Origin of the sequence: Stenotrophomonas acidaminiphila, from assembly GCF_014109845.1 — a bacterium.
GTDB classification, from domain to species: domain Bacteria; phylum Pseudomonadota; class Gammaproteobacteria; order Xanthomonadales; family Xanthomonadaceae; genus Stenotrophomonas; species Stenotrophomonas acidaminiphila.
In genome coordinates this window covers 3,739,154-3,763,414 of sequence record NZ_CP043567.1, presented here as the reverse complement: position 1 = coordinate 3,763,414, position 24,261 = coordinate 3,739,154, and the positions used below count along the sequence as shown (strand labels likewise).

At 71.3% G+C, this 24,261-nt stretch carries 27 protein-coding genes; 10 read left to right on the top strand and 17 right to left on the bottom strand.

The window, feature by feature from the left end; genetic code table 11:
- The first annotated feature begins 62 nt into the window (after window positions 1–62).
- The 4 genes from lgt to F0P95_RS17145 all read left to right on the top strand — a co-directional run bounded on the left by lgt (window position 63) and on the right by F0P95_RS17145 (window position 2,865).
- Complete coding sequence (gene lgt / locus F0P95_RS17160; RefSeq protein WP_182335239.1) at window positions 63–968, top strand: prolipoprotein diacylglyceryl transferase; 906 nt, start codon at window positions 63–65, stop codon at window positions 966–968.
- Window positions 969–1,042: 74 nt separating this feature from the next.
- Window positions 1,043–1,837: a thymidylate synthase gene (locus F0P95_RS17155; RefSeq protein ID WP_182335238.1), complete on the top strand. Its 795-nt coding sequence runs from the start codon at window positions 1,043–1,045 to the stop codon at window positions 1,835–1,837.
- Entirely contained in the window at window positions 1,837–2,334 is a 498-nt protein-coding gene (locus F0P95_RS17150) for a dihydrofolate reductase (protein WP_182335237.1), read from the top strand. The genes F0P95_RS17155 and F0P95_RS17150 overlap by 1 nt, the downstream gene beginning before the upstream one ends.
- 153 nt (window positions 2,335–2,487) lie before the next feature.
- Entirely contained in the window at window positions 2,488–2,865 is a 378-nt protein-coding gene (locus F0P95_RS17145) for a VOC family protein (protein ID WP_182335236.1), read from the top strand.
- Between the two features lie 3 nt (window positions 2,866–2,868).
- Here F0P95_RS17145 and F0P95_RS17140 read toward each other — a convergent pair whose 3' ends face one another.
- The 9 genes from F0P95_RS17140 to F0P95_RS17100 form a co-directional block, all read right to left on the bottom strand.
- Window positions 2,869–3,906 (bottom strand): symmetrical bis(5'-nucleosyl)-tetraphosphatase, encoded by a 1,038-nt coding sequence (locus F0P95_RS17140; RefSeq protein WP_182335235.1) that lies wholly within the window; start codon window positions 3,904–3,906, stop codon window positions 2,869–2,871.
- Window positions 3,906–4,289 (bottom strand): Co2+/Mg2+ efflux protein ApaG, encoded by a 384-nt coding sequence (gene apaG, locus F0P95_RS17135; protein WP_054667547.1) that lies wholly within the window; start codon window positions 4,287–4,289, stop codon window positions 3,906–3,908. Before apaG ends, F0P95_RS17140 begins: the two co-directional genes overlap by 1 nt.
- Window positions 4,290–4,325: 36 nt before the next feature.
- Window positions 4,326–5,144 carry a 16S rRNA (adenine(1518)-N(6)/adenine(1519)-N(6))-dimethyltransferase RsmA gene (rsmA, locus tag F0P95_RS17130; RefSeq protein ID WP_182335234.1) on the bottom strand — a complete coding sequence of 273 codons (819 nt, stop codon included), beginning with the start codon at window positions 5,142–5,144 and terminating at the stop codon, window positions 4,326–4,328.
- Entirely contained in the window at window positions 5,141–6,121 is a 981-nt protein-coding gene (gene pdxA, locus F0P95_RS17125; protein WP_182335233.1) for a 4-hydroxythreonine-4-phosphate dehydrogenase PdxA, read from the bottom strand. The genes rsmA and pdxA overlap by 4 nt, the downstream gene beginning before the upstream one ends.
- Window positions 6,122–6,125: 4 nt before the next feature.
- On the bottom strand, window positions 6,126–7,484 hold the full coding sequence (locus F0P95_RS17120; RefSeq protein WP_182335232.1) for a peptidylprolyl isomerase: 1,359 nt from the start codon (window positions 7,482–7,484) through the stop codon (window positions 6,126–6,128).
- A complete protein-coding gene (lptD, locus tag F0P95_RS17115; protein ID WP_182335231.1) occupies window positions 7,481–9,913 on the bottom strand; it encodes an LPS-assembly protein LptD in 2,433 nt (810 codons plus the stop codon). Before lptD ends, F0P95_RS17120 begins: the two co-directional genes overlap by 4 nt.
- Before the next feature lie 99 nt (window positions 9,914–10,012).
- Complete coding sequence (locus F0P95_RS17110; protein ID WP_182335230.1) at window positions 10,013–10,930, bottom strand: histone deacetylase family protein; 918 nt, start codon at window positions 10,928–10,930, stop codon at window positions 10,013–10,015.
- A 32-nt stretch (window positions 10,931–10,962) separates the two neighbouring features.
- Complete coding sequence (locus tag F0P95_RS17105) at window positions 10,963–11,517, bottom strand: cob(I)yrinic acid a,c-diamide adenosyltransferase (RefSeq protein ID WP_182335229.1); 555 nt, start codon at window positions 11,515–11,517, stop codon at window positions 10,963–10,965.
- 13 nt (window positions 11,518–11,530) lie between these two features.
- Window positions 11,531–12,112 (bottom strand): hypothetical protein, encoded by a 582-nt coding sequence (locus F0P95_RS17100; RefSeq protein ID WP_182335228.1) that lies wholly within the window; start codon window positions 12,110–12,112, stop codon window positions 11,531–11,533.
- A 117-nt stretch (window positions 12,113–12,229) separates the two neighbouring features.
- Here F0P95_RS17100 and ubiH point away from each other — a divergent pair, with 117 nt between their 5' ends.
- Entirely contained in the window at window positions 12,230–13,441 is a 1,212-nt protein-coding gene (ubiH, locus tag F0P95_RS17095; RefSeq protein ID WP_182335227.1) for a 2-octaprenyl-6-methoxyphenyl hydroxylase, read from the top strand.
- Window positions 13,438–14,616: a UbiH/UbiF family hydroxylase gene (locus F0P95_RS17090; protein WP_182335226.1), complete on the top strand. Its 1,179-nt coding sequence runs from the start codon at window positions 13,438–13,440 to the stop codon at window positions 14,614–14,616. The genes ubiH and F0P95_RS17090 overlap by 4 nt, the downstream gene beginning before the upstream one ends.
- Window positions 14,617–14,622: 6 nt before the next feature.
- Here the strand turns inward: F0P95_RS17090 and F0P95_RS17085 are convergent, their stop codons facing one another.
- The 7 genes from F0P95_RS17085 to F0P95_RS17055 form a co-directional block, all read right to left on the bottom strand.
- Window positions 14,623–15,027: an EF-hand domain-containing protein gene (locus F0P95_RS17085; RefSeq protein ID WP_232528710.1), complete on the bottom strand. Its 405-nt coding sequence runs from the start codon at window positions 15,025–15,027 to the stop codon at window positions 14,623–14,625.
- Window positions 15,028–15,077: 50 nt separating this feature from the next.
- Window positions 15,078–15,389 (bottom strand): EF-hand domain-containing protein, encoded by a 312-nt coding sequence (locus F0P95_RS17080; RefSeq protein WP_182335225.1) that lies wholly within the window; start codon window positions 15,387–15,389, stop codon window positions 15,078–15,080.
- A 125-nt stretch (window positions 15,390–15,514) separates the two neighbouring features.
- Window positions 15,515–16,237: a hypothetical protein gene (locus F0P95_RS17075; protein WP_182335224.1), complete on the bottom strand. Its 723-nt coding sequence runs from the start codon at window positions 16,235–16,237 to the stop codon at window positions 15,515–15,517.
- A gap of 81 nt (window positions 16,238–16,318) precedes the next feature.
- Window positions 16,319–17,218, bottom strand: a complete 900-nt coding sequence (locus F0P95_RS17070) for an SMP-30/gluconolactonase/LRE family protein (RefSeq protein WP_182337071.1) — start codon at window positions 17,216–17,218, stop codon at window positions 16,319–16,321.
- A 110-nt stretch (window positions 17,219–17,328) separates the two neighbouring features.
- Entirely contained in the window at window positions 17,329–18,378 is a 1,050-nt protein-coding gene (rlmM, locus tag F0P95_RS17065; protein ID WP_182335223.1) for a 23S rRNA (cytidine(2498)-2'-O)-methyltransferase RlmM, read from the bottom strand.
- A 58-nt stretch (window positions 18,379–18,436) separates the two neighbouring features.
- Window positions 18,437–18,997 (bottom strand): nucleoside deaminase, encoded by a 561-nt coding sequence (locus F0P95_RS17060; protein WP_182212717.1) that lies wholly within the window; start codon window positions 18,995–18,997, stop codon window positions 18,437–18,439.
- Window positions 18,998–19,169: 172 nt separating this feature from the next.
- A complete protein-coding gene (locus F0P95_RS17055; protein WP_182335222.1) occupies window positions 19,170–20,921 on the bottom strand; it encodes a glutamine--tRNA ligase/YqeY domain fusion protein in 1,752 nt (583 codons plus the stop codon).
- Window positions 20,922–21,020: 99 nt separating this feature from the next.
- Here F0P95_RS17055 and F0P95_RS17050 point away from each other — a divergent pair, with 99 nt between their 5' ends.
- The 4 genes from F0P95_RS17050 to F0P95_RS17035 are packed head-to-tail and all read left to right on the top strand — an operon-like array spanning window position 21,021 to window position 23,185.
- Entirely contained in the window at window positions 21,021–21,689 is a 669-nt protein-coding gene (locus tag F0P95_RS17050) for a glutathione S-transferase (RefSeq protein WP_182335221.1), read from the top strand.
- 33 nt (window positions 21,690–21,722) lie between these two features.
- Window positions 21,723–21,989: a putative signal transducing protein gene (locus F0P95_RS17045; protein ID WP_182335220.1), complete on the top strand. Its 267-nt coding sequence runs from the start codon at window positions 21,723–21,725 to the stop codon at window positions 21,987–21,989.
- 10 nt (window positions 21,990–21,999) lie between these two features.
- On the top strand, window positions 22,000–22,671 hold the full coding sequence (msrA, locus tag F0P95_RS17040) for a peptide-methionine (S)-S-oxide reductase MsrA (RefSeq protein ID WP_182335219.1): 672 nt from the start codon (window positions 22,000–22,002) through the stop codon (window positions 22,669–22,671).
- Between the two features lie 4 nt (window positions 22,672–22,675).
- Window positions 22,676–23,185, top strand: a complete 510-nt coding sequence (locus tag F0P95_RS17035; protein ID WP_182335218.1) for a flavodoxin family protein — start codon at window positions 22,676–22,678, stop codon at window positions 23,183–23,185.
- A 106-nt stretch (window positions 23,186–23,291) separates the two neighbouring features.
- Here the strand turns inward: F0P95_RS17035 and F0P95_RS17030 are convergent, their stop codons facing one another.
- The gene (locus F0P95_RS17030; protein ID WP_182335217.1) at window positions 23,292–24,251 is read right to left on the bottom strand and encodes a transaldolase; all 960 of its coding nucleotides are present in this window, start codon (window positions 24,249–24,251) and stop codon (window positions 23,292–23,294) included.
- Window positions 24,252–24,261 lie beyond the last annotated feature (10 nt).

Here is a 24,261-nt window from a genome sequence, read left to right as displayed (position 1 = left end):
CGACGGTTGAGCCCCGCGGGCGCTGCGCCGAGAATAGGGGTTCGTCCGCCGGACCTGCCTGCATGATCTACCTTCACGACATAGACCCCATCGCCTTTTCCCTGGGGCCGATCAAGGTGCACTGGTACGGCATCATGTACCTGCTCGGTTTCGCCGCGGCATGGTGGCTGGGGCGCGTCCGCATCCGCGCCGGGCGCCTGCCGGGCGTGGACATGAACGCGTTTTCCGACCTGCTGTTCTACGCCATGCTCGGCGTGGTGCTGGGCGGGCGCATCGGCTACATGCTGTTCTACGCCACCGCCGATTTCCTGCACAACCCGCTGATCCTGCTGCGCGTCTGGGAGGGCGGGATGAGCTTCCACGGCGGCCTGCTCGGGGTCATGGCCGCCGGCTGGTGGTGGACCCGCAAGCATGCGCTGCATTACTTCGACACCATCGATTTCGTGGCGCCGCTGGTGCCGCTGGGGCTGGGCTTCGGCCGGCTCGGCAACTTCGTCGGCGGCGAGTTGTGGGGCAAGTTCACCCACGCCGGCTGGGGCGTGGTGTTCCCGCATGCGCCGCTCAAGGACGTGCCGGCCGGCCTGCCGACCATGGAGCAGCTGATGTCGGCCGCGCAGATCCGGCAGGACTACGCGGCGGGCCTGCTGACCCAGTACGCGCGCCATCCCTCGCAGCTGTACGAAGCGCTGCTGGAAGGCCTGGTGATGTTCGTGGTGCTGTGGGCGTACTCGATGAAGCCGCGCCCGCGCTACGCCGTGTCCGGCCTGTTCGCGCTGATGTACGGCGGCTTCCGCTTCCTGGTGGAATTCGTGCGCATGCCCGACAACGGCGTCTACCTGGCCTTCGACTGGTTCACCCGCGGCCAGCTGCTGAGCCTGCCGCTGATCGTGCTGGGGCTGGTGCTGCTGGCGATGTCGCGGCGCGCGCCGACGCTGCAGCCGGTGGTGCCGGCCGGGGGCAAGGCGTGAAGCCCTGCGCCGGAGGCGGACAATGAAGCCTTTCGCCGGAGGCGGAGAATGAAGCCTTTCGCCGGAGGCGAAGAATGAAGCAATACCTCGACCTGCTGCGGCACGTGCTGGAACACGGCACCGACAAGGCCGACCGCACCGGCACCGGCACCCGCAGCGTGTTCGGCTGGCAGATGCGCTTCGACCTCAATGAGGGCTTCCCGCTGGTCACCACCAAGAAGCTGCACCTGCGCTCGATCATCCACGAGCTGCTGTGGTTCCTGAAGGGCGACACCAACATCGCCTACCTGAAGGACAACAAGGTCGGCATCTGGGACGAATGGGCCGACGCCAACGGCGACCTCGGCCCGGTCTACGGCAGGCAGTGGCGCAGCTGGGCCGCGGCCGACGGCCGCCAGATCGACCAGATGCAGTGGCTGCTGGACGAGATCCGGCGCAATCCGGACTCGCGACGGCTGGTGGTCAGCGCCTGGAACGTGGGCGAGCTGCCGCAGATGGCGCTGATGCCCTGCCACACCCTGTTCCAGTTCTACGTCGCCGACGGCAAGCTCAGCTGCCAGTTGTACCAGCGCAGCGGCGACATCTTCCTGGGCGTGCCGTTCAACATCGCCAGCTATGCGCTGCTCACCCACATGGTGGCGCAGGCCACCGGGCTGGGCGTGGGCGATTTCGTGCACACGCTGGGCGACGCCCACCTGTACACCAACCATTTCGAGCAGGCCCGCGAACAGCTTGCGCGCGCGCCACGCGCGCTGCCGACGCTGTGGCTGAACCCCGAGGTGACCGACCTGTTCGGCTTCGCCTTCGACGACATCCGCATCGACGGCTACGACCCGCATCCGGCGATCAAGGCGCCGGTGGCGGTGTGATGAAGCTGTCGCTGATCGCCGCGCTGGACCGCAACCGTGGCATCGGCCGCGACAACGCCATGCCCTGGCACCTGCCCGACGACTTCAGGCATTTCAAGGCGCTCACCCTCGGCAAGCCGATCCTGATGGGGCGCAGGACCGCGCAGTCGCTCGGGCGCGCGCTGCCGGGCCGGACCAACCTGGTGCTGACCCGCGGCGGCCAGGTGCCGTTCGCGGGGATGCGCGCGGTGGCGTCGGTGGAGCAGGCCCGGGAGATTGCCGCCGGGGAGGCCGCCGGGGAGCTGTGCGTGATCGGCGGCGGCGAGATATACCGGCTGCTGATCGACCAGGCCACCGACCTGCACCTGACCTGGGTGGATGCGGAGGTGGCGGCCGACACCCACTTTCCCGAGGTCGACCCCGCGCTGTGGCAGGAAGTGCGCAGCCAGGCGCACCCGGCCGATGCGCGGCATGCGTTCGCCTTCCGTTTCGCCCATTACCTGCGCCGGCGCTCCTGAGCGGGACCGCAGCGGTCCCGGCGCGTCGCCGCGATGCGCCGGTCCGGGCGCGCCGCGCGGGCCGCTGATCCCAGGCCTGCCGTACCTGTACCTGCCGGCGTGCCTGGCACGGCCCGCGCAGGCATCGAAACCCTGCACCCCGGGGAGAAGGGCATGACCGCACTGTTCGACCGGATCGACACGTTCATCCTGCCGGTGGACGATTACCAGGCCGCCGTTGCCTGGTATGCCGCGAAACTCGGCCTGCAGGCCACGTACGTGGATGCGGGCCAATGCCTGGCCGTGCTGCCGTTGGCGGAGGGCGCGAGCCTGACCCTGTGGCAGCGCAAGGCCGGCGCGCCGGCGGTGGATCCACGCGCGCAGGCGGCATTTCCGATCTTCGCCACGCCCGATGCGGCGGCCGCCCTGGCGACGTTGCAACGGCGTGGCGTGCGTGTCGGCGAACTGGAGCGTGGCGACGGCGTGGTGTATTTCCGCTTCCACGACGCCGATGGCAACTGCCTGGAGGCCTGCCAGACGCTCGCCTGCTGAAGGTTACGCGGTGGGCGCGGCGCCGCCGTTGTTGCCGGGCGTGCCCGTCGGGTTGCCGCCGTTGCCGCCGCTGTTGCCGCCAGTGTTGTTGCCGCCAGCGTGTGGCCGATGCCGGCGCGGCCGGCGGCGCTCGCGGCGTTCGCCCTGCGCCTCGGTCCCTGCTTCGGCGCGGCGCTCGGACGGTGGCCGCCGCGGCGGATGCGCGCCGGGTACCGGCGCCGGCACGTCGCGGCCGGGTACCTGGACCACGCGCAGTTCGTCGCTGTCCAGCTGCAATGCGGTGAGCTTGCCCCCCCACACCGCGCCGGTGTCGATGGCGTGCACGCCCTGGGTGATGGTCAGGCCCAGCGCCGACCAGTGGCCGCAGACCATCTTCAGTTCGCGCTCGACCCGGCCCGGTACTTCGAACCACGGGTACATGCCCAGCTGCTGGGTGCCCGGCGTGCCCTTGTCTTCCATGCTGATGCGCGCGCGTGGCGTGCAGTAGCGCATGCGGGTGAAGATGTTGATGATCGCGCGCGAGCGGTCGTAGCCGGTGAGGTTGGGCGCCCAGCTGGGACCGTCGCCGTACATGTTGCGCAGCAGCTTGCGGTAGCCATTGCCGTGCAGCTGCAGCTCCACTTCGCGCGCATGCCGCTCGGCCATCGCCACCGTCCACTTCGGCGCCAGCCCGGCATGGAACATCATCCAGCCCAGGCTGCGGTCCACGTGCACCAGCTTCTGCTGGCGCAGCCAGTCCAGCAGCTCGTCGCGGTCCTCGGCCAGCACCACGCGCTGCAGGTCGGGGTTGACCTTGCGCTGCTCCTCGGCGCTGCGCGCGCCGACGGCCAGCAGCGACAGGTCGTGGTTGCCCAGCACCACCACGCTGTGCTCGCGCAGCGAATGCACCAGGCGCAGGGTTTCCAGCGACTGCCCGCCGCGGTTGACCAGGTCGCCGCAGAACCACAGCCGGTCCGCGGCCGGGTCGAAGTTGATCTTCTCCAGCAGCCGCTGGGTAACGTCGTAGCAGCCCTGCAGGTCGCCGATCGCCCAGGTCGCCATCAGTGCAGGGTCCTGGGAATGGACAGTACGAACGGCGCGACCGGCGCGGCGAATTCGGTGCCGTCGTCGGCCAGCATGTCGTAGTGGCCCTGCATGGTGCCGCGCTCGGTGCCGAGCATCACCCCGGAGGTGTAGCGGAACTCCTCGCCCGGGCGCAGCCGCGGCTGCTCGCCGACCACGCCGTCGCCATCCACGTGCTCGGTGCGGCCGTTGGCGTCGGTGATGCGCCAGTGGCGGCTGATCAGCCGTGCCGGCACGTTGCCGCGGTTGTGGATGCGGATCGTATAGGCGAACGCGTAGCGCCCGTCCTCGGGCGCCGACTGTTCGTCGATGAAACGAGGCGATACCTCGATCTCGATCGCGTACTGGCGGGAATCGTCCATGCGGGCAAGTGTAAGCAAAAGCGGTGTGAGCGGATGTCAGGCAGCGGTGGCGGTGGCGTTGGCCAAGGCGATGAAGTCGGCCACCTCCAGCTGCTCGGCACGCGCGTCGCTGCGCACGCCGGTGGCGGCGAAGCCGGCTTCATCGACGATGCCGTTCAGGGCGTTGCGCAGGGTCTTGCGGCGTTGCCCGAAGGCGGCCTTGACCAGGTGCGCGAAGTGCTGCGGATCGGCGATGCCGACCGTGGCCGGGTCGCGCGGCACCAGCCGGACCACCGCCGAGTCGACCTTGGGCGGCGGCCGGAACGCGCCCGGCGGCACCACGAACAGCGAGGTCACCTGGCACCAGGCCTGCAGCATCACGCTCAGGCGGCCGTAGACCTTGCTGCCGGGGCCGGCGGCCATGCGGTCCACCACTTCCTTCTGCAGCATGAAGGTCATGTCCGAGATCGCCGCGGCGTGTTCCAGCGCATGGAACAGGATCGGCGAGGAGATGTTGTAGGGCAGGTTGCCGACCAGCCGGATCGGCGAACCACCGGCCAGCTCGGTGAAATCGACCTGCAGCACGTCGCGGTGGACGATGGTCAGCTCGCCCAGCGGCGCGGCCGCGGCGGTGAGCGGCGCGATCAGGTCGCGGTCGAACTCGATCACCGTCAGCTGCGGATGCCGGCGCAGCAGCGGGAAGGTGATGGCGCCCTGGCCCGGGCCGATCTCGACCAGGCGGTCGCCGGGCCGGGGGTTGACCGCCAGCACGATCTTCTCGACGTAGTGCGCGTCGGCCAGGAAGTGCTGGCCGAGCTGCTTCTTCGCCGGCGCGGTGAAGCCGGCGCCGGCGCGCGGGGAATGGGAGGGATTCATGGGGTGATTTTACGTTGTGCGGCCAGCCGCGCGCACAGCGCGGTGGCGGCCTGCAGGCTGGACGGGTCGGCCGTGCCCTTGCCCGCCAGGTCCAGCGCGGTGCCATGGTCGACCGCCACGCGCGGGTAGGGCAGTCCCAGGGTGACGTTCACCGCCTGCTCGAAGCCGCTGTACTTGAGCACCGGCAGGCCCTGGTCGTGGTACATCGCCAGCACCGCGTCGAAGCCGCGCAGCCTGGCCGGCAGGAAGGCGGTGTCGGCAGGCAGCGGCCCGGCCAGGTCCAGGCCTTCGCCGCGCAGGCGTTCCAGCAGCGGGATGATGACGTCCAGTTCCTCGCGGCCGAGGTGCCCGTCCTCGCCCGCGTGCGGGTTCAGGCCGAGCACGGCGATGCGCGGCCGCTCCAGCCCGAAGTCGCGGCGCAGCGCGGCGTGGGTGGTGCCGATGACCGTGCGCAGGCCCGCGGCGGTGATCGCATCGGGCACGGCGCGCAGCGGCAGGTGGGTGGTGGCCAGGGCCACGCGCATGTGCGCGTTGGCCAGCATCATCACCACCTCGACGCCGGCCTGCCGGGCCAGCAGTTCGGTGGTGCCGCTGTAGGCGATGCCGCCTTCGTTGATCGCCGCCTTGTGCACCGGGCCGGTGACCACGCCGTCGAGCCCGCCATCCAGGCAGGCCTGGCCGGCGCCGAGCAGGGCGTCGATCACCGCGCGCGCGTTGGCCGGATCGGGCTGGCCGAAGCGGCACGGCGCGGCGTTGCGCACCTCGCGCAGGCGCAGGTCGCCCGGCGCCGATGCGTGGGCGTCTTCGGGCAGCAGGTTCAGTGGCAGGTCGAGCGCGGCGGCGGCGGCGCGCAGCGTGTCGGGGTCGGCGAATGCCAGCAGCCGGCAATCGCTGCGCGGCTGCTGGACGAGCCGGACGCAGAGTTCCGGGCCGACCCCGGAAGGCTCGCCCGGGACCAGAGCGAGCTGGGGAACCATGGGATCAGGGCTTGGCGGGTTCGGCCGTGCCGGCGGCCGGCTCGGCGGTGCCCTCGGCGCGGTCGCCGGTGCGGAAGCTGACGTAGGCGTCGCCGCGCAGCTCCTGCAGGAAACGGTTGTACTCGTCGTCCAGCTTGCGGCGGCCGATCTGGTCGCGGATCTGCGCGCGCTTGTTGTCGTCGGTCACATCGGTCTGGCGGGTGGCCACGCGCTGCACGATGTGCCAGCCGGCATCGGTGCGGAACGGCGCGGTGACGCCGCCGTCCTGCACGCTCTCGACCTGGCGGCCGAAGTCCGGGCCGAACGCATCGGCCGGGAACCAGCCCAGGTCGCCGCCCTGGCCACGGCTGTTGGTGTCCTCGGACGACTCTTTGGCGACGGCCTCGAAATCGGCACCGCCGGCGATGCGCGCGCGCAGGGTCTCGATCCTGGCCTTGGCCGCGGCGTTGTCCACCTGGTCGGTCACCCGCACCAGGATGTGGCGGGCGTGGTACTCGGTGACGGTGCGGGTGCCGGCGGCACTGTCGCTGTCGCGTACTTCCACCAGCTTCAGCAGCTGGAAGCCGCTCGGGCCGCGGATCGGGCCGATCACGTCGCCGGCCTTCATCGCCTTGATCTGCGCGGCGAACGCGCCGGGGATCTCGTCGAGGCTGCGCCAGCCCAGGTCGCCGCCTTCCAGCGCGTTGGGGCTGTCCGAATAGCGCACCGCGGCGGCGGAAAAGTCCAGCTCGCCCTTGCCGATCAGGTTCTTGATGCCGTCGATCTTGCTCTGGCCGGTGGCGATCTGCTCGGCGCTGGCGCCGTCCGGCAGGGCCACCAGGATGTGCGCCAGGTGATACTGCATGCCGCCGGCGTTCTGCTGCGCCAGCGCCGCGTCGACCTCACCCTCGCTGACGCTGATGCGGCTCTGCGCGAAGCTCTGGCGCAGGCGCTGGGTGATGATCTCCTCGCGCACGGAGTTGCGGAAATCCTCGAAGCCGATGCCGTCCTGGGCCAGCCGCTGGCGCAGGCCGTCCACGTCGGTACCGTTCTGCTGGGCGATGCTGGCCACGGCGTGGTTCAGTTCCTCGCCATTGACGCGGATGCCGCTGCTCTCGGCGCGGGCGACCTGCAGCTTGACCAGCACCAGGCGCTCGAGCACCTGGCGTTCCAGCACGCCCTGCGGCGGCAGCTGGTGCTCGCGGCCGGCGTACTGGGACTTGATGTTGTTGACCGCGCGCTGCAGTTCGCTCTGCAGGATCACGTCCTCGTCGACGACGGCGGCGATGCGGTCCAGCGGCTGCGCCTGCTGCGCGGCGACCGGTGCGGACACGCCGGCAAACGCCAGCAGGGTGGCGAGGACTGCGGATAGGGTCTTGGTCATGGAATCAGGTTCGGATCGTAGTCGTCGTCGTTCGCCTCGATGTTGCTGGGCGGAACGAGGTACAGGTCGTCTCGGTTGTAGCCGAGAATAGCACGGCGCAAGGTGCGGTCCGTGTTCTGCCCGACCGAGCTCAGGCCCTTGAGCACGAACTCGACCTGCAGGGAATTGTTCATCTCGCCCTCGCGGTTGCGCACGTAGCGCCGGGCCAGCGCGCGCACCGCCAGGCAGCAGCTGTCCCACTGCACGCCGCCGATGATTTCCAGCGGCTTGCTGTCGAGCATCGAGTAGTAATAGCGGCCGACGATGCTCCAGCGCGGGTTGATCGGGTACAGGAACGACAGGTCGGCCTGCTTGAGCTGGTCGACGTTGGTGCTGGGGTTGCGCCGGTAGCGGTAGGTCAGGTTGACCACGCCGTCCCCGGGCATCAGGTAGCGCGCGCGTACGCTGGACAGGTCTTCCTTGCGGTACTTCGGGTTCCACTGGTAGGTGCTGCCCAGGGTCCAGCGGTCGTTGATCGCCCAGTTGACGTCGGCGACCCAGGCCGAGTTGCCCTGCTGGACGATCGCATCGCCGCTGCCGAGCGTGGTCCTGGAGTCATCGAAGTAGGAAATCTGGCCGATGCTGGCCGACAGCTTCTCGCGGCCGTCGGCCTGGCGGATCAGGCGCGTGGTCAGGGCCGTGGTCAGCTGGTTGGCGTCGTTCTGGCGGTCGGCGCCGGTGAAGCGCGAATCGCGGAACAGCTGGCCCCAGCTGAAGGTGAAGGCGCGGGTATCGAACAGCGGCAGGTCGCGCTGGTCGCGGTACGGGGTGTTCAGGTAGAACAGGCGCGGCTCGAGGGTGTGCAGGTAGGACCTGCCGCCGATCTCGGTCTCGCGGTCGAAGAACAGCCCCATGTCCAGGCTGGCGATGGGCAGGCTGCGGTGCGGCGAGGTATTGCCGCGCAGCTGTTCCGGGGTGGCCGTGGCCGGGTCGATGCCGGCCGCCACCAGCTGGTCGCGGCGGAGGCTGTCGGCCAGGCCGCGTTCCAGTTCGTAGGCGGTGTAGCGCCAGGCCAGGGTCGGGGTGATGTACCACGCGGCGCCGGCCAGCGGCATCGATACGTAGGGCTTGACGTCCAGGCGCGAGCCGCCGTCGACCCGGGTCAGGCTGCCGTCGCGCACGTATTCGCCGTCGACGATGGTCTTGCCGTGGATGTCGTCGTGGGTGAAACGCACCGCTTCGGCGTAGACGCCGGCCTGGAACCAGCGGCCGAAGCTGTCGTCCCAGGTGCCGAACAGGCGCGGCTGCCGGCTGTAGGGCAGGGCGGCCTCGGTCAGGGTGTAATCGGTCAGCTGCCACTGGTCGGCCATCAGGCCGGCGGTCCAGGTGCGACCGGTGCCGTACAGGCCGGCGGTGCTCTGCAGGTTGGAGGCGGTCACCCCGAGCAGGCGGTTGGCGAAATCCTCCATGTAGCGCTCGTCGCTGACCCAGGCCAGGCTGGCGCGCGCCTGCCAGTGGCTGTCGATGTTGTGGTAGCCGCTGAAGACGATCTTGCCGCGCTCCCGGTCGCGCAGCGAATCGTTCGGCATCCACTCGGTTTCCAGCTGGCCGCGGCCGCCGCCGTAGAGGTAGCGGAACTCGTTGTCCAGCATCAGCCCGCGCCGGCTCATCCAGCGCGGGGTCAGGGTGTCGTCGTAATTCGGCGCCAGGTTGAAATAGATCGGCTGCGCATAGTCGAAGCCGTTGCGCCCGGACTGGCTCAGCTTGGGATAGAGCAGGCCGGTCAGGCGCCGGTCGTCGATCGGGAACTTGAACCACGGCATGTACATCACCGGCACTTTGCCGACGCGCAGCACCGCGTTGCGGGCGGTGCCGAAGCCTTCGTCGTTGTCCACCTCGATCTGCGGCGCGGCCAGCTTCCACACCGGCTGCGACGGATCGCAGGTGGTGTAGGTGGAACGGTGCATCTGCCCGACCGAGCCCTGCAGGTCGATCGAGTCGGCACTGCCGTTGCCGCGGCGCGAGACCAGCTGGTACTTGATGTCGCTGATCTTGTGGCTGTCCGTTTCCTGGTTGCCCTCGGCGCGCCGGGCGGTCAGGCGGATCGACGAATCCGAATAGCGCACGTTGCCGTCGGCGATGTAGTTGCCGGTCTCGGTATCGAAACGCAGGTTGTCGGTGCCCATGAACTGGTCGCCGCGCTTGAGCGCCACATTGCCCTTGTACAGGGGGATGGTGCTGGTGCCGGAGAGCTGGTCGCCCTCGATGTCGGTGGGCAACTGGTCGCGGGTGGCGGCCGCGGCCGGGTCGGCCTTGGGCGCGTCGTCGAAGGCCGGCAGCACGTCGGTGGCCGGGCACAGGTTCCAGTTCACCGGCTTCTCGCTGGCCATCGCCGACAGTCCGAAGGCGATGCTCAGGGGCAGGGGAAGCAGGCGGAGGGCTGGGCGCACGCGGATCGGATTCAGGAAAAATGGCCGCTAGCTTGCCGCATCGCCTGCATGGGGGCAATGAAGATCGGCCGCGGGCGCGGGGCCGGATTCATTCGCCCGTCACCGGGTGAGCAGGGCGCCGACATGGGCCACGCTGGATTCGGCCAGGGCCTGCAGGTCGTACCCCCCCTCGAGCATGGAGACCAGGCGGCCGTCGGCATGGCGGTCGGCCAGTGCCGCCAGCTCGGTCGTCAGCCAGCCGAAGTCCTCGGTCTCGACCATCAGGTCGGCCTGCGGGTCGTGCAGGTGGGCGTCGAAACCGGCCGACACGAACAGCAGCTGCGGGCGGAAGGTGTCGACCAGCGGCAGCAGCTCGTCGGCCCAGGTGTTGCGGAAGCGGAACCCGCCGCTGCCCGGTGGCAGCAGGATGTTGCAGACATTGCCCACGCCGCGCTCGCGCATGTTGCCGGAGTACGGGAACAGGCCCGATTCGTGGCTGCTGTAGTAGGCCACCCGCGGGTCGGTCTCGAAGATCGCCTGGGTGCCGTTGCCGTGGTGGACGTCGAAATCGACGATGGCGACCCGTTCCAGCCCGTGCACGTCGCGGGCGTAGGCCGCGGCCACGGCGATGTTGTTGAACAGGCAGAAGCCCATCGCGGTGTCGGCGGTGGCGTGGTGCCCGGGCGGGCGTACCGCGCAGAACGCGCGCCGGTCGGGGCCGCGCATCACCGCGTCGACCGCGGCCACGCCGGCGCCGGCCGCGTGCAGCGCGGCGCTGGCCGAGCCCGGCGAGGTGAAGGTGTCCAGGTCGATCCGCCGCAGCGGCGCGGTCTGCGCCTGCAGCATGTCGTCGATCAGCTCGCGGGTATGGACCCGGGCCAGTTCGCCGAGCTTGGCCGGCGGCGCCTGGCGCCAGTCCAGCTGGTCCGGAAACGCCGCACGCAGTGCGTCCAGCACCGCGCGCAGCCGTTCGGGCGATTCGGGATGGTCGGGGCCGGGGTCATGGCCCAGGCAGGCCGTGTGGGTGAATACGAGCATGTCGGCACTGTAACCGGCCGCGCCCGGGGGCGTCAGCCGTGCCGGCGCTCGTGGTTCCACAGCACTTCGCCGTGGCCGTCGGCCCGCGCCAGCACCCGCGCCAGCACGAACAGCAGGTCGGACAGGCGGTTCAGGTAGCGCACCGCCTCGCCACGCACGGCCTCGACCCGGGACAGGGCCACGGCCTCGCGCTCGGCGCGGCGCACGATGGTGCGCGCCAGGTGGCAGCGCGCCGCCGCCTCGCCGCCGGCCGGCAGGATGAAATCCTTCAGCGGCGGCAGGTCGTCGTTGTAGCGGTCCAGGTGCCGTTCCAGCGCATCGATGTCGGCGGCCTGGATGGCGGCATGGCCGGGAATGCACAGCTCGCCGCCCAGGTCGAACAGCTGGTGCTGGATCGTGGTCAGCAGCGCGCGCACGTCGTCCGGCAGCGCCACCGCCAGCAGCACGCCGATGGCCGAGTTGGCCTCGTCCACGGTGCCGTAGGCATTGACCCGCAGCGAGTCCTTGCCGGTACGGCTGCCGTCGCCCAGGCCGGTACTGCCGTCGTCGCCGGTGCGGGTGTAGATCTTGGAGAGCCGGTTGCCCATGGCGCGCGGCCGCTCAGTGCGCGATGCGGTCGGCGGCCGCCTGGCGCGCGAACGCCTCGGCGGCGACCTGCGCCAGCGCCGCCATGCCCGTGTACAGGGCCGCGGTGCGCATGTACGGCAGCAGCCAGTCGGTGTAGTTCTTGAACCAGCCGGCGACGGTCGGCTCGGCGACGACTTCGCTGGTCCAGTAGAAGCCGCCCTGCGCGAACAGGTGGCACAGCACCACCGCGCCGACCAGGGTCGCGGCGAACAGGCCCAGCGCGCGCCAGCTGGCGCCGGTGTAGGCGCGGCGCAGCAGCATGCCGCCGGCCCACATGGCGAAGTAGGCCGGGACCAGTGCCCAGTAGCCGGCCGACACGCAGTAGTGCGCCCAGAAATCCATGCCCTGGCCGCTGATCACGGCCCAGTCGATGGCCACCGCCAGCGCCATCAGCAGCGGGAACGCCCAGCGGGTCCAGCTGCGCAGGTAGAAGCCGCCGATGAAGAACACCGCCCAGGACGCGTCCGGGATCGGCGCGAAATGGTTGATGCGGGTGCCGACCATCAGCAGCACGAGCAGGGTCAGGACGAAGGTGCGTTGGACGTTGGCGGTCATGATGATGAAGGATCTGGCGGAATCAGACCGCCATTCTAGCCGCAGTCGCGCCGGGGCCGCGGTTGCGGCGCGGCATCGCGGCGGCGATCGCGGCGACCGAGCCTTTATCATGGCGGCATGAGCGACCTTCATGATGTGGTGATCGTCGGTGGCGGACTGGTCGGTGCCAGCCTGTCCATCGCCCTGGACCGGCTGGGGCTGGACGTGGGGCTGGTGGAGGCGACCCCGGCCGGGGCGCTGCCGGCGGTGTTCGACCAGCGCAACCTCAGTTTCGCCGCGGCCACGGTCAACGCGCTCACCGCGCTGGGCGTGATGCAGCGCCTGCAGGGGCCGCCCGGCCCGATCCGCCGCATCCACGTCAGCCGCGCCGGCGATTTCGGCCGCGTGCTGCTGGACGCCGGCGACTACGGCCGCGATGCCTTCGGCCAGGTGGTGGTGGCGCGCGATTTCGGCCACGCGCTGGAGGCGCGCCTGGGCGACCTGCAGCGGTTGACCCGCTACCGCCCGGCGACGTTCGTCGGCCTGGGCGACTGCGCCGATGGCCGCCGCGCGGTGCGCATCGCCGATGCCAGCGGCGAGCGCCGCCTGCGCGCGCGGCTGGTGGTCGGCGCCGACGGCACCCGCAGCGCGGTGCGCCAGGCCCTGGGCATCGAGGCCAGCGAACACGATTACCTGCAGACCCTGTTCGTGGCCCAGGTGCGCACCGCCAAGGCACCGGACGGCACCGCCTGGGAGCGTTTCACCGACACCGGCCCGACCGCGCTGCTGCCGCGCGGCGACCGCCACTACGGCCTGGTCCATGGCGTGGCCCGCGACGCGGCCGACGCGGTGCAGGCGCTGGACGACAGCGCCTGGCTGCAGCGCGTGCAGGCGGTGCTGGGCTGGCGCGCCGGGCGGCTGCTGGAAAGCGGCCCGCGCAGCGCCTACCCGCTGGTCCAGGTGCTGGCGCGGCACCTGGTCGGCGAGCGCGCGCTGCTGCTGGGCAACGCCGCGCAGACCATCCACCCGCTGGGCGCGCAGGGTTTCAACCTTGGCCTGCGCGATGCGCTGACCCTGGCCGAGCTGATCGGCGATGCCGCGCGCGACCCGGGTGCCGACGACCTGCTGCAGGCCTATGTGCAGCGCCGCGCGCCCGACCGCGAGCAGACCCTGGCCTTCTCCGACGGGCTGGCGCGCCTGACCGGCAACCCGGCGCCGCTGCTGCGGCCGCTGCGCAGCCTCGGGCTGGTGGCCGCCGCGCAGGCCGCGCCGCTGCAGTCGTTCCTGGTCGGTGGCGCGATGGGATTCCGCGGGCAGGTGCCCGCACTGTGCAGGAGCCAGGTGCAATGAGCCGGCGTGGCGGATTGGATGCGGTGGTGGTCGGGGCGGGCGTGGTCGGCAGCACCTGCGCGCTGGCGCTGGCACGGGAAGGGTTGCGGGTGGCGCTGGTGGAAGGGCGCGAGCCGGCGCCGTGGTCGGCGCAGCGGCCGGACCTGCGCGTGTTCGCCTTCGCCCACGACAACGCCGCGCTGCTGGCGTCGCTGGACGTGTGGCCGCAGGTGGCGCAGGCCCGGGCGCACCCCTACCTGCGGATGCGGGTGTGGGACGCGGCCGGCGGCGGCGAACTGGCCTTCGATGCCGACGCCCTGGGGCGCCGCGAGCTGGGCTGGATCGTCGAGAACGGCCTGCTGGTGGACCGGCTGTGGGCGGCACTGCCCGGCGCCGGCGTGCACCTGCATTGCCCGGCGCGGGTCGAGGCGATGGAGCAGGACGAGCGCGGCGTGCGCCTGCGCCTGGACGACGGCCGCCGGGTCGACGCGGCGGTGGCCATCGCCGCCGACGGCGGCGAGTCCACCCTGCGCGCGCTGGCCGGGCTGGAGGTGTCGCGCCACGACTACGGCCAGCGCGGCGTGGTCGGCTACGTGGACAGCGAGCGCCGCAACGAAGCCACCGCCTGGCAGCGTTTCCTCGATACCGGCCCGCTGGCGGTGCTGCCGGTGGACACGCACCGCAGTTCCATCGTCTGGACCCTGCCCGACGCCGAGGCCGAGCGGGTGCTGGCGCTGGACGACGAGGCCTTCGGCCGCGAACTGACCAACGCCTTCGCCGGCCGCCTGGGGGCGATGCGCCCGGTCTCGCCGCGCGCGGCCTTCCCGCTGCGCCGGCAGCTGGCCAGCGACTATGTCGCCGGCCGCGTACTGGTGCTGGGCGACGCCGCGCACATGGTGCACCCGCTGGCCGGGCAGGGCGTCAACCTCGGCCTGCGCGACGTGGCCGCGCTGCGCGGATTGGTGCGCGACGCGCACCAGCGCCGCGCCGACTGGGCCGCGCCGCACCGGCTGCGGCGCTGGGCGCGGGTGCGGCGCAGCGACAACACCGTCGCCGCGTATGGCTTCGACGCGATCAACCGGGTGTTCTCCAACGACGAAATGCACCTGACCCTGGCGCGCGGCGCGCTGCTCGGCCTGGCCGGGCGCATGCCGCCGCTGCTGTCGCTGTTCTGGAAGCGCGCCTCCGGCCTGTAGCCGGGTTCAGTCCACCAGCCAGCCGGCCAGTTGTTCGCGCGCCAGCTTACCGCGCCGGGCGCTGTCGAGCGCGTTGAACTCGTCGGCCAGCGCCGGGTTGGCCTGCGCTTCCTCGCGGCTGATGAAGCCGTCGCCATCCACGTCCAGCGCCTGGAAATCGATGCGGTAGTTGCCGGCCACGCTGTCCGGCTGGATCGAGCGCACGATCACCGTGGCCTGGCCGGGTTCGCCCGGCAGGCGCACCTGGTGGGTGACCGCGCCGCTGGCCAGCGGCTGCGCGCGCACCCCGGCCGGCGCCGCCGGCAGCGGTGCGGTGACGGCGCTGTCGCGCGGGGCATGCTGCGCCAGCGCGGGCACGGCCGCAGTGGCGGCCAGCAGCAGGGCAAGGGTAGGCAGGCAGGGACGGATCACGGCAGACCTCGGGGACGGACGACGGGGCTCGCCTGCCGGGCCGCCCGCCCTCACTTCTTCATCCAGCCTTCCAGCTGCGCCTTGTCCAGGCGGCCGCTGCGGTGGGTGTCGAGCGCATCGAACTCGCGCGCGAGCGTGGGGTTGGCCTGGGCTTCCTGGCGGCTGATGAAGCCGTCGTGGTTGCGGTCCAGCGTGGCGAAGTCGATATGGTAGTCGCCACGGACCGAATCGGGTTCTTCCGAGGTCACCGTGACCGGCGTGCCCTTGTCGATGAGCGTGGTCCTGCCGGTTTCCTGGGTCAGCGCCGGAGCACTGGCCGCGCACAGCAGCAGGGCGGGAAGCAGCGGGCGGGAAACGTTCATGGGTGGACTCCAGTGAGGGAAAACACGCCCCCGATGCTTGGCCCGCCGCCGTTAAACCGGCCGCAAGAACCCATGCAGGCCGGCTGAATGTTGCCACCGGTTCAGCGCCGGCCGTGTTTGCCGCCTCAGCCCGGAATGAACGGAAAGGCCAGCTTCAGCAGGCCCTTCAGGCCGCCCTCGACCGTGGAACTGACCGCCTTGGCGCCGAGGCTGTTCAGGGCGCGGCGCACGTCGTCCCAGCGCAGCTGCGCGACGTCCTTCTTCAGCAGGTCGGCCACTTCCTCCGACGTCGGGGCCAGCTTCTTCAGCGCCGCCACCGTCGCCTGCGGGTCGGGCTGCAGGAAACCCCAGCGCTCGGCGATCTTCAGCAGCGTGTCGAAGCGCACCGCCACCACCTCGCGGTTGCGCTCGTAGACCGGCAGCGCGCCGACTTCCAGGATCGCCTGCTCGAAGCGCTGGGCATCGTCGGGGTGTTCGATGCGCACGGCCAGGAAGCCGTCCTTGCGGCTGCGCTCGCTCACGTGCTTGGCCCCCGAGCGCAGGTTGGCTTCGGTCAATACGGTGGCGACGATGCGCTGCAGCGCGGCGTCGGCGTCCTCGGGCACCAGCGCGCGCCAGCGCGCGTAGCCGTCGCGGCGCAGGCCCTTGACCTTGGCCGGGGTCACCCGCAGCTGCAGCGCCACCGTGGCGTTGGAGGCGCCGCGGTCGACCGCGCCGTCGCGCTCGAGCAGCACGAAGATCAACAGCTCCAGGTCGCGCTTGGTCAGCGACTGGAAGCCCTGCAGCAGGGTCAGGCGCAGGAATTCATTGCCGAAGCCGGCCGGGTCATTCAGTTCGATGGCATGCATGCGTGTCCTCCCAGGGTCCACAGCATGCCCGATCGCGGTTGCGTGGGATGAGACGCCGCGCGGCAGCCCGGCGTCCCGGCCTCACTGCCCGTATTCACGCCCGCGGCGGTCGGCGCGGAAGGTCTCGATGGCACCGCGGTCCTGCAGGGTCACGAACACCTGCCGGCCATCGGCACCGCCGAAGGCCACATTGGTGGGCTTGCGGCCGCGCAGCGGCACCTCGCGCAGCAGCTGGCCGGCGGGCGAGACGATGGCCACCACCCCGGCACCGTAGCGGGCGATGTACAGGTTGCCGTCGGCGTCGCAGCGCATGCCGTCCATGCCGTGGTCGTCGAAGCGGATCAGCAGGCGCTTGCTGGACAGCGCGCCGTCGTCGCCGCGGTCGTACACCCACACGGTGCGCTGCACGCTCTCGTTGACATACAGGCGGCGGCCGTCGGGGCTGACCTCGATGCCGTTGGGGGTGCCCATGCCGGTCTCGAGCAGCGATGCGCGGCCGTCGCGGTCGATGCGCCACAGTTGGCCGTTGTCCGGGTTGGCCCAGTCCGGGTCGCTGGCATAGAGCGTGCCGTCGGGCGCCTGCGCGATGTCGTTGGGCTGGTGCGCGCCGTCCAGGCGGGCGAACACCGACACCGCGCGCGTGGCCGGGTCCACCCGCAGCACGGCATGGCCGGAATAGTCGGCCACCAGCAGCGCGCCGTCGCCGGCCACGCGGATGCCGTTGCCGATGCTGCCCGCGGGCAGGCTGACGAACAGCTCGGCGTTGCCGTTGGCATCGACGCGGCCGATGGTGCCGTCGCGGCCGAGGTTGACCACGTACAGCGCGCCGTCCGCGCCGCTCGCCGGGCCTTCGATGCCGGCCGTGAACACGCCGTCGCCGACATGGTCGCGGACCACGAAATCGGAGGCGGCCGCGGCGGCGGCGCACAGGGCCAGGCCGAGCGTGGCGGCGGCATGGCGCAACAGGACGTGACGGACGATGGCGGCGCTCTCCCTGCGGGCAAGGGCCGCAGTGTGCCAGAGCCGCGCCGCCGCGCGGCCGGTGGTTGCAGGCGAAAGTCCCGCGCCGCCGGGGCGGCCGCCAGCGCCGCTCAGGCGCGTGCCGGCATCGCCAGCACGGTGATCTCTTCGCGGTCGTGGTACAGCTGCTTGGCGCGCACGGTCAGCGGCCGCCCGGCCTGCGCGGCGAACAGGTCCAGGCACAGGCGGGTCTCGTCCCAGCGCTTCTTCATCGGCAGCTTGAGGTTGAAGATCGCATGACGGCACCAGCCTTCGCGCATCCAGGTGGCCATGCGCTCGGCCACCCGTCGCGGCTGTTCGACCATGTCGCAGACCATCCAGTCCAGTGGCGTTTCCGGCTGCCAGTGGAAGCCGTCGGCGCGCAGGTGGTCGACCAGCCCGGTATCGAGCACGTGCTGGCGCAGCGGGCCGTTGTCGATGCTGGTCACGCGCAGGTGCTGGCGGGTCAGTACCCAGGTCCAGCCACCGGGCGCGGCGCCCAGGTCGGCCGCGCGCATGCCCGGCTTGACCAGCGCCTCGCGTTCCTCGGGCGTGAGCAGGGTCAGCAGCGCCTCGTCCAGCTTCAGCGCCGAACGCGAGGGTGCCTCGGGCAGCAGCTTCAGGCGCGGGATGCCCAGCGCCCACGGCGCGCTGTCGCGGGTGTCGGCGACGCCGACGAAGGCATGCGTGCCATCGACGAACACCACGTGCAGGCGCGGCAGCCGGGTGTTGTCCTTGTCGGTCAGCAGCCCGGCCTTGCGCAGCGCCGGGCGCAGCGCGTTGCCGAAACTGCGTGCCAGCCCGGCCAGCGGCTTGCCCGCGTCCGAGTCGGGGTGTTCCACCCACAGCTCGCCGAAGCGCGGCTGGCCCTGCAGTGCGGCGATGATCGGGCTGATGCGGTCGGCCGGGTCCAGCTGCGGCAGTTCGGCCAGCAGGCGCAGCTTCTGCCGCGCGAAGATCAGCCCGCGCCACGGCAGCGCGCGGTCGAGCGCGTCGGCGGCGTCGCTGGCAAACACCACGTAGCCGTCGTTGCGCCGGGTACGCGCGTAGCCGGCGATGCCGGCATGGGCCGCGCGCTCGGTCAGTTCGGCGGCCAGCTCCGGCTCGAAGCCCTGGCGGCAGTAGCACAACAGGCCGGTCATGTAAGTCCCTGGAATGAGGCGGAAGGCATGCCCGCGCGCATCGCGCGGGTGCGCCGGATCAATAGCGCGCGCCGTCGCTGTGGCCGTAGTGGCGCAGTACCGCGCGCGCGGCATCGCGGTGCAGGCCCTGCACCACCTCGATGCCGCGACGGTTCAGTTCGCCGACCCAGTCGGCCGGCAGCGGGCCCTCGTCGAACTCGGTCAGCTCCTCGACGTCGGCGGCGCTGGCGCCGATCAGCAGGCGGTCGATGCCGGCCCAGATGGTCGCGCCGTAGCACTGGCAGCACGGCTGCGAGGACGTGGCCAGGGTCACCGGCGACAGCACGTCGTTCAGGCGCGGGCTCTGCAGCCGCTGCTGCGCCAGCATGTAGGCCATGTTCTCGGCATGCGCCAGCGAGGTGCAGTGCGGCACCACCCGGTTCACCGCCGCGGCGATGACGCGGTCGTCCGGGCCGAACACCGCCGCGCCGAACGGGCCACCGGTCTGCGCGTCCACGTTCAGCCGCGACAGCTCGATCGCCAGCGCCACCTTGGCGTCATCGCCGGGGTACACGCGGCTGGTATCGACGACTTCGTGGATCCAGGCGGGGAGGGTCAGGTGGACTTGCGCGTACAGCATGCGGGGCGGGGCCTCGTGAGCATGGGACAGGGGAAAGCGGCGGCCAGTGTAGCCCGGCGCGCCGCGGCCGGCCGTGCATGGCGCAGCCGCGTGCCCCGGGCCGCGGCGCGGGCGGGGGCGTGGGGTGCGGGCTGGCAGGGGGCGGCGGGCATCGCGCACGCCGCCCGCCGGATCAGCCGGCCCAGGTGTCGCGCAGGGTCACGCTGCGGTTGAACACCGGCGTGTCCGCCGTGTGGTCGCGGCGGTCGGCGACGAAGTAACCGGTGCGCTCGAACTGGAACGACTGCTCGGGCGCCGCGCTGGCCGCGGCCGGCTCGACGTAGCCGGTGACCACCCGGCGCGATTCCGGGTTGAGGTAGTCGCGGTAGCTCTTGCCGTCGGCTTCGTCGTCCGGGTCCGGCACCGAGAACAGGCGGTCGTACAGGCGGATTTCCGCTTCCACCGCATGCCGCGCGCTGACCCAGTGGATGGTGCCCTTGACCTTGCGGTTGGCGCCTTCCATGCCCGGGCGCGACTCCGGGTCCAGCCAGCCGCGCAGCTCGACGATCTCGCCTGCCTCGTTCTTCACCACCTCGTCGACGCGGGCGATGCCGGCGCCGCGCAGGCGCACTTCGCCGCCCGGCACCAGCCGCTTCCAGCCCTTGGGCGGGACTTCGGCGAAATCCTCGCGCTCGATCCACAGCTCGCGCGAGAACGGCACCTGGCGCTCGCCGAACGCTGCGTCCTTGGGGTGGTTGCTGAAGGTCAGCATTTCCTCGTGGCCTTCGGGCAGGTTGCCGAGCACCAGCTTCAGCGGCTCGATCACCGCCATGCGGCGCGGCGCGGCGCTGTCCAGGTCCTCGCGCAGCGCGCCTTCCAGCACGCTGAAATCGATCAGCGAGTTCTGCTTGGAAATGCCCACGCGCTCGGCGAACAGGCGCATCGCCGCCGGGGTGTAGCCGCGCCGGCGCAGGCCCTGCAGGGTCGGCATGCGCGGATCGTCCCAGCCGTCCACCAGCTGCTCGGTGACCAGCGCCATCAGCTTGCGCTTGCTCATCACCGTGTAGTTGATGTTCAGCCGCGAGAACTCGATCTGGCGCGGCTTGGCCGCTTCGCGCGGCAGGCCCTTGTCCACCAGCGGCTGGGTCAGCGCCGGGTCGTGGGCGAAATCGACGTTGTCCACGCACCAGTCGTACAGCGGGCGGTGGTCCTCGAACTCCAGCGTGCACAGCGAATGGGTGATGCCTTCCAGCGCGTCGCCCAGCGCGTGCGCGTAGTCGTACATCGGGTAGATCGGCCAGGCGTTGCCGGTGTTCTGGTGCTCGACGTGCTTGATCCGGTAGATCGCCGGGTCGCGCAGGTTGATGTTGCCGCTGGCCATGTCGATCCTGGCGCGCAGGGTGCGGGTGCCGTCGGCGAACTCGCCCGCGCGCATGCGCGCGAACAGGTCCAGGTTCTCCTCGACGCTGCGCTCGCGGTAGGGCGAGGGCCGGCCCGGCTCGGTCAGGGTGCCGCGGTAGGCGCGCACTTCCTCGGCCGACAGGTCGCAGACATAGGCCTTGCCGTCGCGGATCAGCTTCTGCGCGCCCAGGTAGTAGGCCTCGAAGTAATCCGAGGCGTGGCGCAGCTCGTTCCACTCGAAGCCCAGCCAGCGCACGTCGTCCTGGATCGCGGCCACGTACTCGGGGTCCTCGCGCGCCGGGTTGGTGTCGTCGAAGCGCAGGTTGCACACGCCGCCGAACTCGCCGGCGATGCCGAAGTTCAGGCAGATCGACTTGGCGTGGCCGATGTGCAGGTAGCCGTTGGGCTCGGGCGGGAAGCGGGTCTTGATCGCGGTGTGCTTGCCGCTGGCCAGGTCCTCGCGGACGATCTGGCGGATGAAGTCCCGCTTTTCGGCGGGAGCCGTCTCCGGCGTGGCAGCAGCGGCAGGCGTGTTCTCGGACATGGGGGCGCAGGGTATTGAAATAGAACGCAAGTTTAGCCGAGCCGGGCGCCGGCTGCCGGACCGGCGCTATGCTGGGCGCCCCGCCCGCAGGCAGCGCCCATGACCCGCCCCGTCCTGGTGATCGGCAACCGCAACTACTCCTCCTGGTCGCTGCGCCCCTGGCTGCTGCTGCGCCAGTTCGGCGTCGAATTCGACGAGGTGGTGCTGGCGCTGGACACGCCGGAGTTCGCCGCCCAGGCCCTGCGCCATTCGCCCACCGGCAAGGTGCCGGCGCTGCGCGATGGCGACCTGGTGCTCTGGGATTCGCTGGCGATCTGCGAGTACGCCAACGAGCGCTGGCTGGGCGGCCGCGGCTGGCCGCCCGAGCTGCCGCGGCGCGCGCTGGCCCGTGCCGCCGCGGCCGAAATGCACTCGGGTTTCGCCGCGCTGCGCACCCAGTTGCCGATGAACAGCCGCCGCCGGCCCGACGGCTACCGCTGGGACGCCGCCGCCCAGCGCGACATCGACCGGGTGCAGGCGCTGTGGCGTACGCTGCGCCGCGAACACGGTGCCGGCGGCGATTTCCTGTTCGGCGGCTTCGGCATCGTCGATGCCATGTTCGCGCCGGTGGCGATCCGCTTCGACGGCTATGGCGTGGCGCTGGACGACACCGCCGCGGCCTACCTGCAGGCGCTGTCCGCGCTGCCGGCGCTGCGCCAGTGGCGGCAGGCGGCCGAACAGGAAAGCGCGCGCGTGGCCGCCACCGACGCCCTGTGCCGCCCGGGCTGAGCCCGCGCGCCCCGCCATTCCACGGAGAACCCCATGCAACTGGTCTACCAGACAAACAACCTGTTCGACGCGCACCTGGTCAAGCATGCGCTGGAGGACGCCGGCATCCCGGCCTTCGTGTTCGGCGAATCGCTGCTGGGCGCCGGCGGCGAGCTGCCGCTGTTCGGCCTGCTGCGGGTCTGCGTGCCGGACGCGGCCAAACCCGAGGCCGACGACATCGTCGCCGCGCTGGGCTTGGACGACGCCGCGGGCGGCCCCATCTGTGACGATGAGCAAGCGCCGGGATTCCTGCCGGCCTGAGGAGCAGACCATGCTGGGTATCGGACACGGGCGGTTGGGCATCGGCGCGTTCAAGCAGCGCCTGCCGCGGCCGGAAGAAGCGTTGCCGGGGCGCGAGGCGCCGCTGCCGCTGCACAACGTGCATTTCGTCAACGGCCGCCCGCTGCGCGGCGATTTCGCGGGGCTGGACGTGCTGGACGTGGGCCTGGGCTGCTTCTGGGGCGCCGAGCGCAAGTTCTGGCAGCTGCCGGGCGTGGTGACCACCGCGGTCGGTTACCAGGGCGGGCTCACCCCCAACCCCACCTACGAGGAAGTCTGTTCCGGGCTCACCGGCCACACCGAAGTGGTGCGGGTGGTGTTCGACCCGGCGCAGGTCGCGCTGGACACGGTGCTGCGCACCTTCTGGGAAAACCACGACCCCACCCAGGGCATGCGCCAGGGCAACGACACCGGCACCCAGTACCGCTCGGCGCTGTACTGCCACACGCAGGCGCAGTTCGATGCGGCCATTGCCAGCCGCGATGCCTACCAGCAGCGGCTGACCGCCGCCGGCTATGGCGACATCACCACCGAAATCCTGTTCCCGGCGCCGCCGTTCTACTACGCCGAGGACTACCACCAGCAGTACCTGGCCAAGAACCCGAACGGCTACTGCGGCATCGGCGGCACCGGCGTGAGCTGCCCGATCGGGCTGGACGCCTGAGGTGATGGAGGCCGCGCCACGCCGGTTGCTGGTGGTGTGGCACGGCTTCACCGGCGCCACCCGGGCCATGGCCGAAGCGGTCGCCGGGGCGGCGCGCGGGGACGCCGGGGAGGCGCTGGAGGTGTGCCTGCTGCGCGCGGCCGATGCCGGGGCCGACGACGTGCTGGGCGCCGATGCGGTGGTGTTCGCCACCCCGGAGACGCTGGCCTCGATCAGCGGCGCGATGAAGGACTTCTTCGACCGCAGCTACTACCCGTTGCTGGGCCGCTGCGACGGCAAGCCGTACGCGCTGGTGGTCTGCGCCGGTTCGGACGGGCAGCCGACCATCGCCCAGCTGCGGCGCATCGCCACCGGCCTGCGCCTGCGCGAAGTGGCCGAGCCGCTGCTGGTGCGCACCCATGCGCAGACGCCGGAGGCCATTGCCGCACGCAAGCTGCTGCCGGAGGCCGACCTGGCGCGCGGCCGCGAACTGGGCGCGCTGCTCGCGGCGGGGCTGGCGCTGGGGATTTACTGACGCCGCGCGGCGGGCAGAAAAAAACCGGGGCCAGCGTTGCTTTCTCTCCACCCGGGCGGCCGGCCCTGCGCGAGAGAAAACAACGCTGGCCCCGGCTTGTGGGCGATCAGGCCGCCAGTTCGTCGGCAATGCGCTGGCGCAGCGCCTGCAGGTCCTTGGCGAAGGCATCGATGCCGGTGGCCAGCTTCTCGGTGGCCATCGGGTCGGCGGCCATGTCCGCATCGAACCGCGCCTGGTCGATCGGCGTGACGTCCACCGCCTCGGCGGCGGCCGGCACCAGCCTGCGCGGCAGCTCGCTCATGTCGGCGTCGAGCTTTTCCAGCAGGTCCGGCGAGATGGTCAGGCGGTCGCAGCCGGCCAGCGCCTCGATCTGCGCGGTCGAGCGGAACGAGGCGCCCATCACCACCGTCGGCGAGCCGCGGCGCTTGAACTCGGCGTACACGCCGCGCACGAACCTCACGCCCGGGTCCTCGTCGATGCTGGCCGGCGCCTGGCCGTGGGCCACGTACCAGTCCAGGATGCGGCCGACGAACGGCGAGATCAGGAACGCACCGGCCTCCGAACAGGCCAGTGCCTGGGTCGGGTTGAAGATCAGCGTCAGGTTGCAGTCGATGCCCTCGGCCTGCAGCACGCGGGTGGCTTCCACCCCGGCCCAGGTGGCGGCGATCTTGATCAGCACCTTGTCGCGCGGCACGCCGGCCGCTGCGTACATGGCGATGAACTGGCGCGCCTTGGCGATGGTCGCGGCGGTGTCGTGGGCCTGGTCGGCATCGACCTCGGTGGAGACGCGGCCCGGCACCAGCTCGGCCAGCATCGCGCCCACGCCGATGGTCAGGCGGTCGACCACGGCCCTGGCGACCTCGGCGCGGTCGCCGGCCTGGGCGCGGCCCCATTGCAGCTCGCGTTCGATCAGCCCGGCGTACACCGGCAGGTCCAGGGCCTTGCGCACCAGCGTCGGGTTGGTGGTGCAGTCGACCGGGCGCAGGCGCTTGATGGCGTCGTAGTCGCCGGTATCGGCGACCACGACGGACAGTCCGCGCAGCTGGGCGAGCTTGGATCGGGTCATTGCAGGTTCC

Excerpts from the sequence above, each read along its gene's own strand:
- F0P95_RS17090 (WP_182335226.1), top strand. The coding sequence starts at position 13,438 with ATGAGCCGGCGTGGCGGATTGGATGCGGTGGTGGTCGGGGCGGGCGTG.
- F0P95_RS17075 (WP_182335224.1), bottom strand. The coding sequence starts at position 16,237 with ATGCATGCCATCGAACTGAATGACCCGGCCGGCTTCGGCAATGAATTC.
- ubiH (WP_182335227.1), top strand. The coding sequence starts at position 12,230 with ATGAGCGACCTTCATGATGTGGTGATCGTCGGTGGCGGACTGGTCGGT.
- F0P95_RS17100 (WP_182335228.1), bottom strand. The coding sequence starts at position 12,112 with ATGACCGCCAACGTCCAACGCACCTTCGTCCTGACCCTGCTCGTGCTG.
- pdxA (WP_182335233.1), bottom strand. The coding sequence starts at position 6,121 with ATGGTTCCCCAGCTCGCTCTGGTCCCGGGCGAGCCTTCCGGGGTCGGC.
- rlmM (WP_182335223.1), bottom strand. The coding sequence starts at position 18,378 with ATGACCGGCCTGTTGTGCTACTGCCGCCAGGGCTTCGAGCCGGAGCTG.
- F0P95_RS17055 (WP_182335222.1), bottom strand. The coding sequence starts at position 20,921 with ATGTCCGAGAACACGCCTGCCGCTGCTGCCACGCCGGAGACGGCTCCC.
- F0P95_RS17140 (WP_182335235.1), bottom strand. The coding sequence starts at position 3,906 with ATGGCGACCTGGGCGATCGGCGACCTGCAGGGCTGCTACGACGTTACC.
- F0P95_RS17060 (WP_182212717.1), bottom strand. The coding sequence starts at position 18,997 with ATGCTGTACGCGCAAGTCCACCTGACCCTCCCCGCCTGGATCCACGAA.
- rsmA (WP_182335234.1), bottom strand. The coding sequence starts at position 5,144 with ATGAATCCCTCCCATTCCCCGCGCGCCGGCGCCGGCTTCACCGCGCCG.
- F0P95_RS17155 (WP_182335238.1), top strand. The coding sequence starts at position 1,043 with ATGAAGCAATACCTCGACCTGCTGCGGCACGTGCTGGAACACGGCACC.
- F0P95_RS17050 (WP_182335221.1), top strand. The coding sequence starts at position 21,021 with ATGACCCGCCCCGTCCTGGTGATCGGCAACCGCAACTACTCCTCCTGG.
- msrA (WP_182335219.1), top strand. The coding sequence starts at position 22,000 with ATGCTGGGTATCGGACACGGGCGGTTGGGCATCGGCGCGTTCAAGCAG.
- F0P95_RS17080 (WP_182335225.1), bottom strand. The coding sequence starts at position 15,389 with ATGAACGTTTCCCGCCCGCTGCTTCCCGCCCTGCTGCTGTGCGCGGCC.
- F0P95_RS17105 (WP_182335229.1), bottom strand. The coding sequence starts at position 11,517 with ATGGGCAACCGGCTCTCCAAGATCTACACCCGCACCGGCGACGACGGC.
- apaG (WP_054667547.1), bottom strand. The coding sequence starts at position 4,289 with ATGGACGATTCCCGCCAGTACGCGATCGAGATCGAGGTATCGCCTCGT.
- F0P95_RS17150 (WP_182335237.1), top strand. The coding sequence starts at position 1,837 with ATGAAGCTGTCGCTGATCGCCGCGCTGGACCGCAACCGTGGCATCGGC.
- lgt (WP_182335239.1), top strand. The coding sequence starts at position 63 with ATGATCTACCTTCACGACATAGACCCCATCGCCTTTTCCCTGGGGCCG.
- F0P95_RS17035 (WP_182335218.1), top strand. The coding sequence starts at position 22,676 with ATGGAGGCCGCGCCACGCCGGTTGCTGGTGGTGTGGCACGGCTTCACC.
- F0P95_RS17110 (WP_182335230.1), bottom strand. The coding sequence starts at position 10,930 with ATGCTCGTATTCACCCACACGGCCTGCCTGGGCCATGACCCCGGCCCC.
- F0P95_RS17045 (WP_182335220.1), top strand. The coding sequence starts at position 21,723 with ATGCAACTGGTCTACCAGACAAACAACCTGTTCGACGCGCACCTGGTC.
- F0P95_RS17030 (WP_182335217.1), bottom strand. The coding sequence starts at position 24,251 with ATGACCCGATCCAAGCTCGCCCAGCTGCGCGGACTGTCCGTCGTGGTC.
- F0P95_RS17145 (WP_182335236.1), top strand. The coding sequence starts at position 2,488 with ATGACCGCACTGTTCGACCGGATCGACACGTTCATCCTGCCGGTGGAC.
- F0P95_RS17120 (WP_182335232.1), bottom strand. The coding sequence starts at position 7,484 with ATGACCAAGACCCTATCCGCAGTCCTCGCCACCCTGCTGGCGTTTGCC.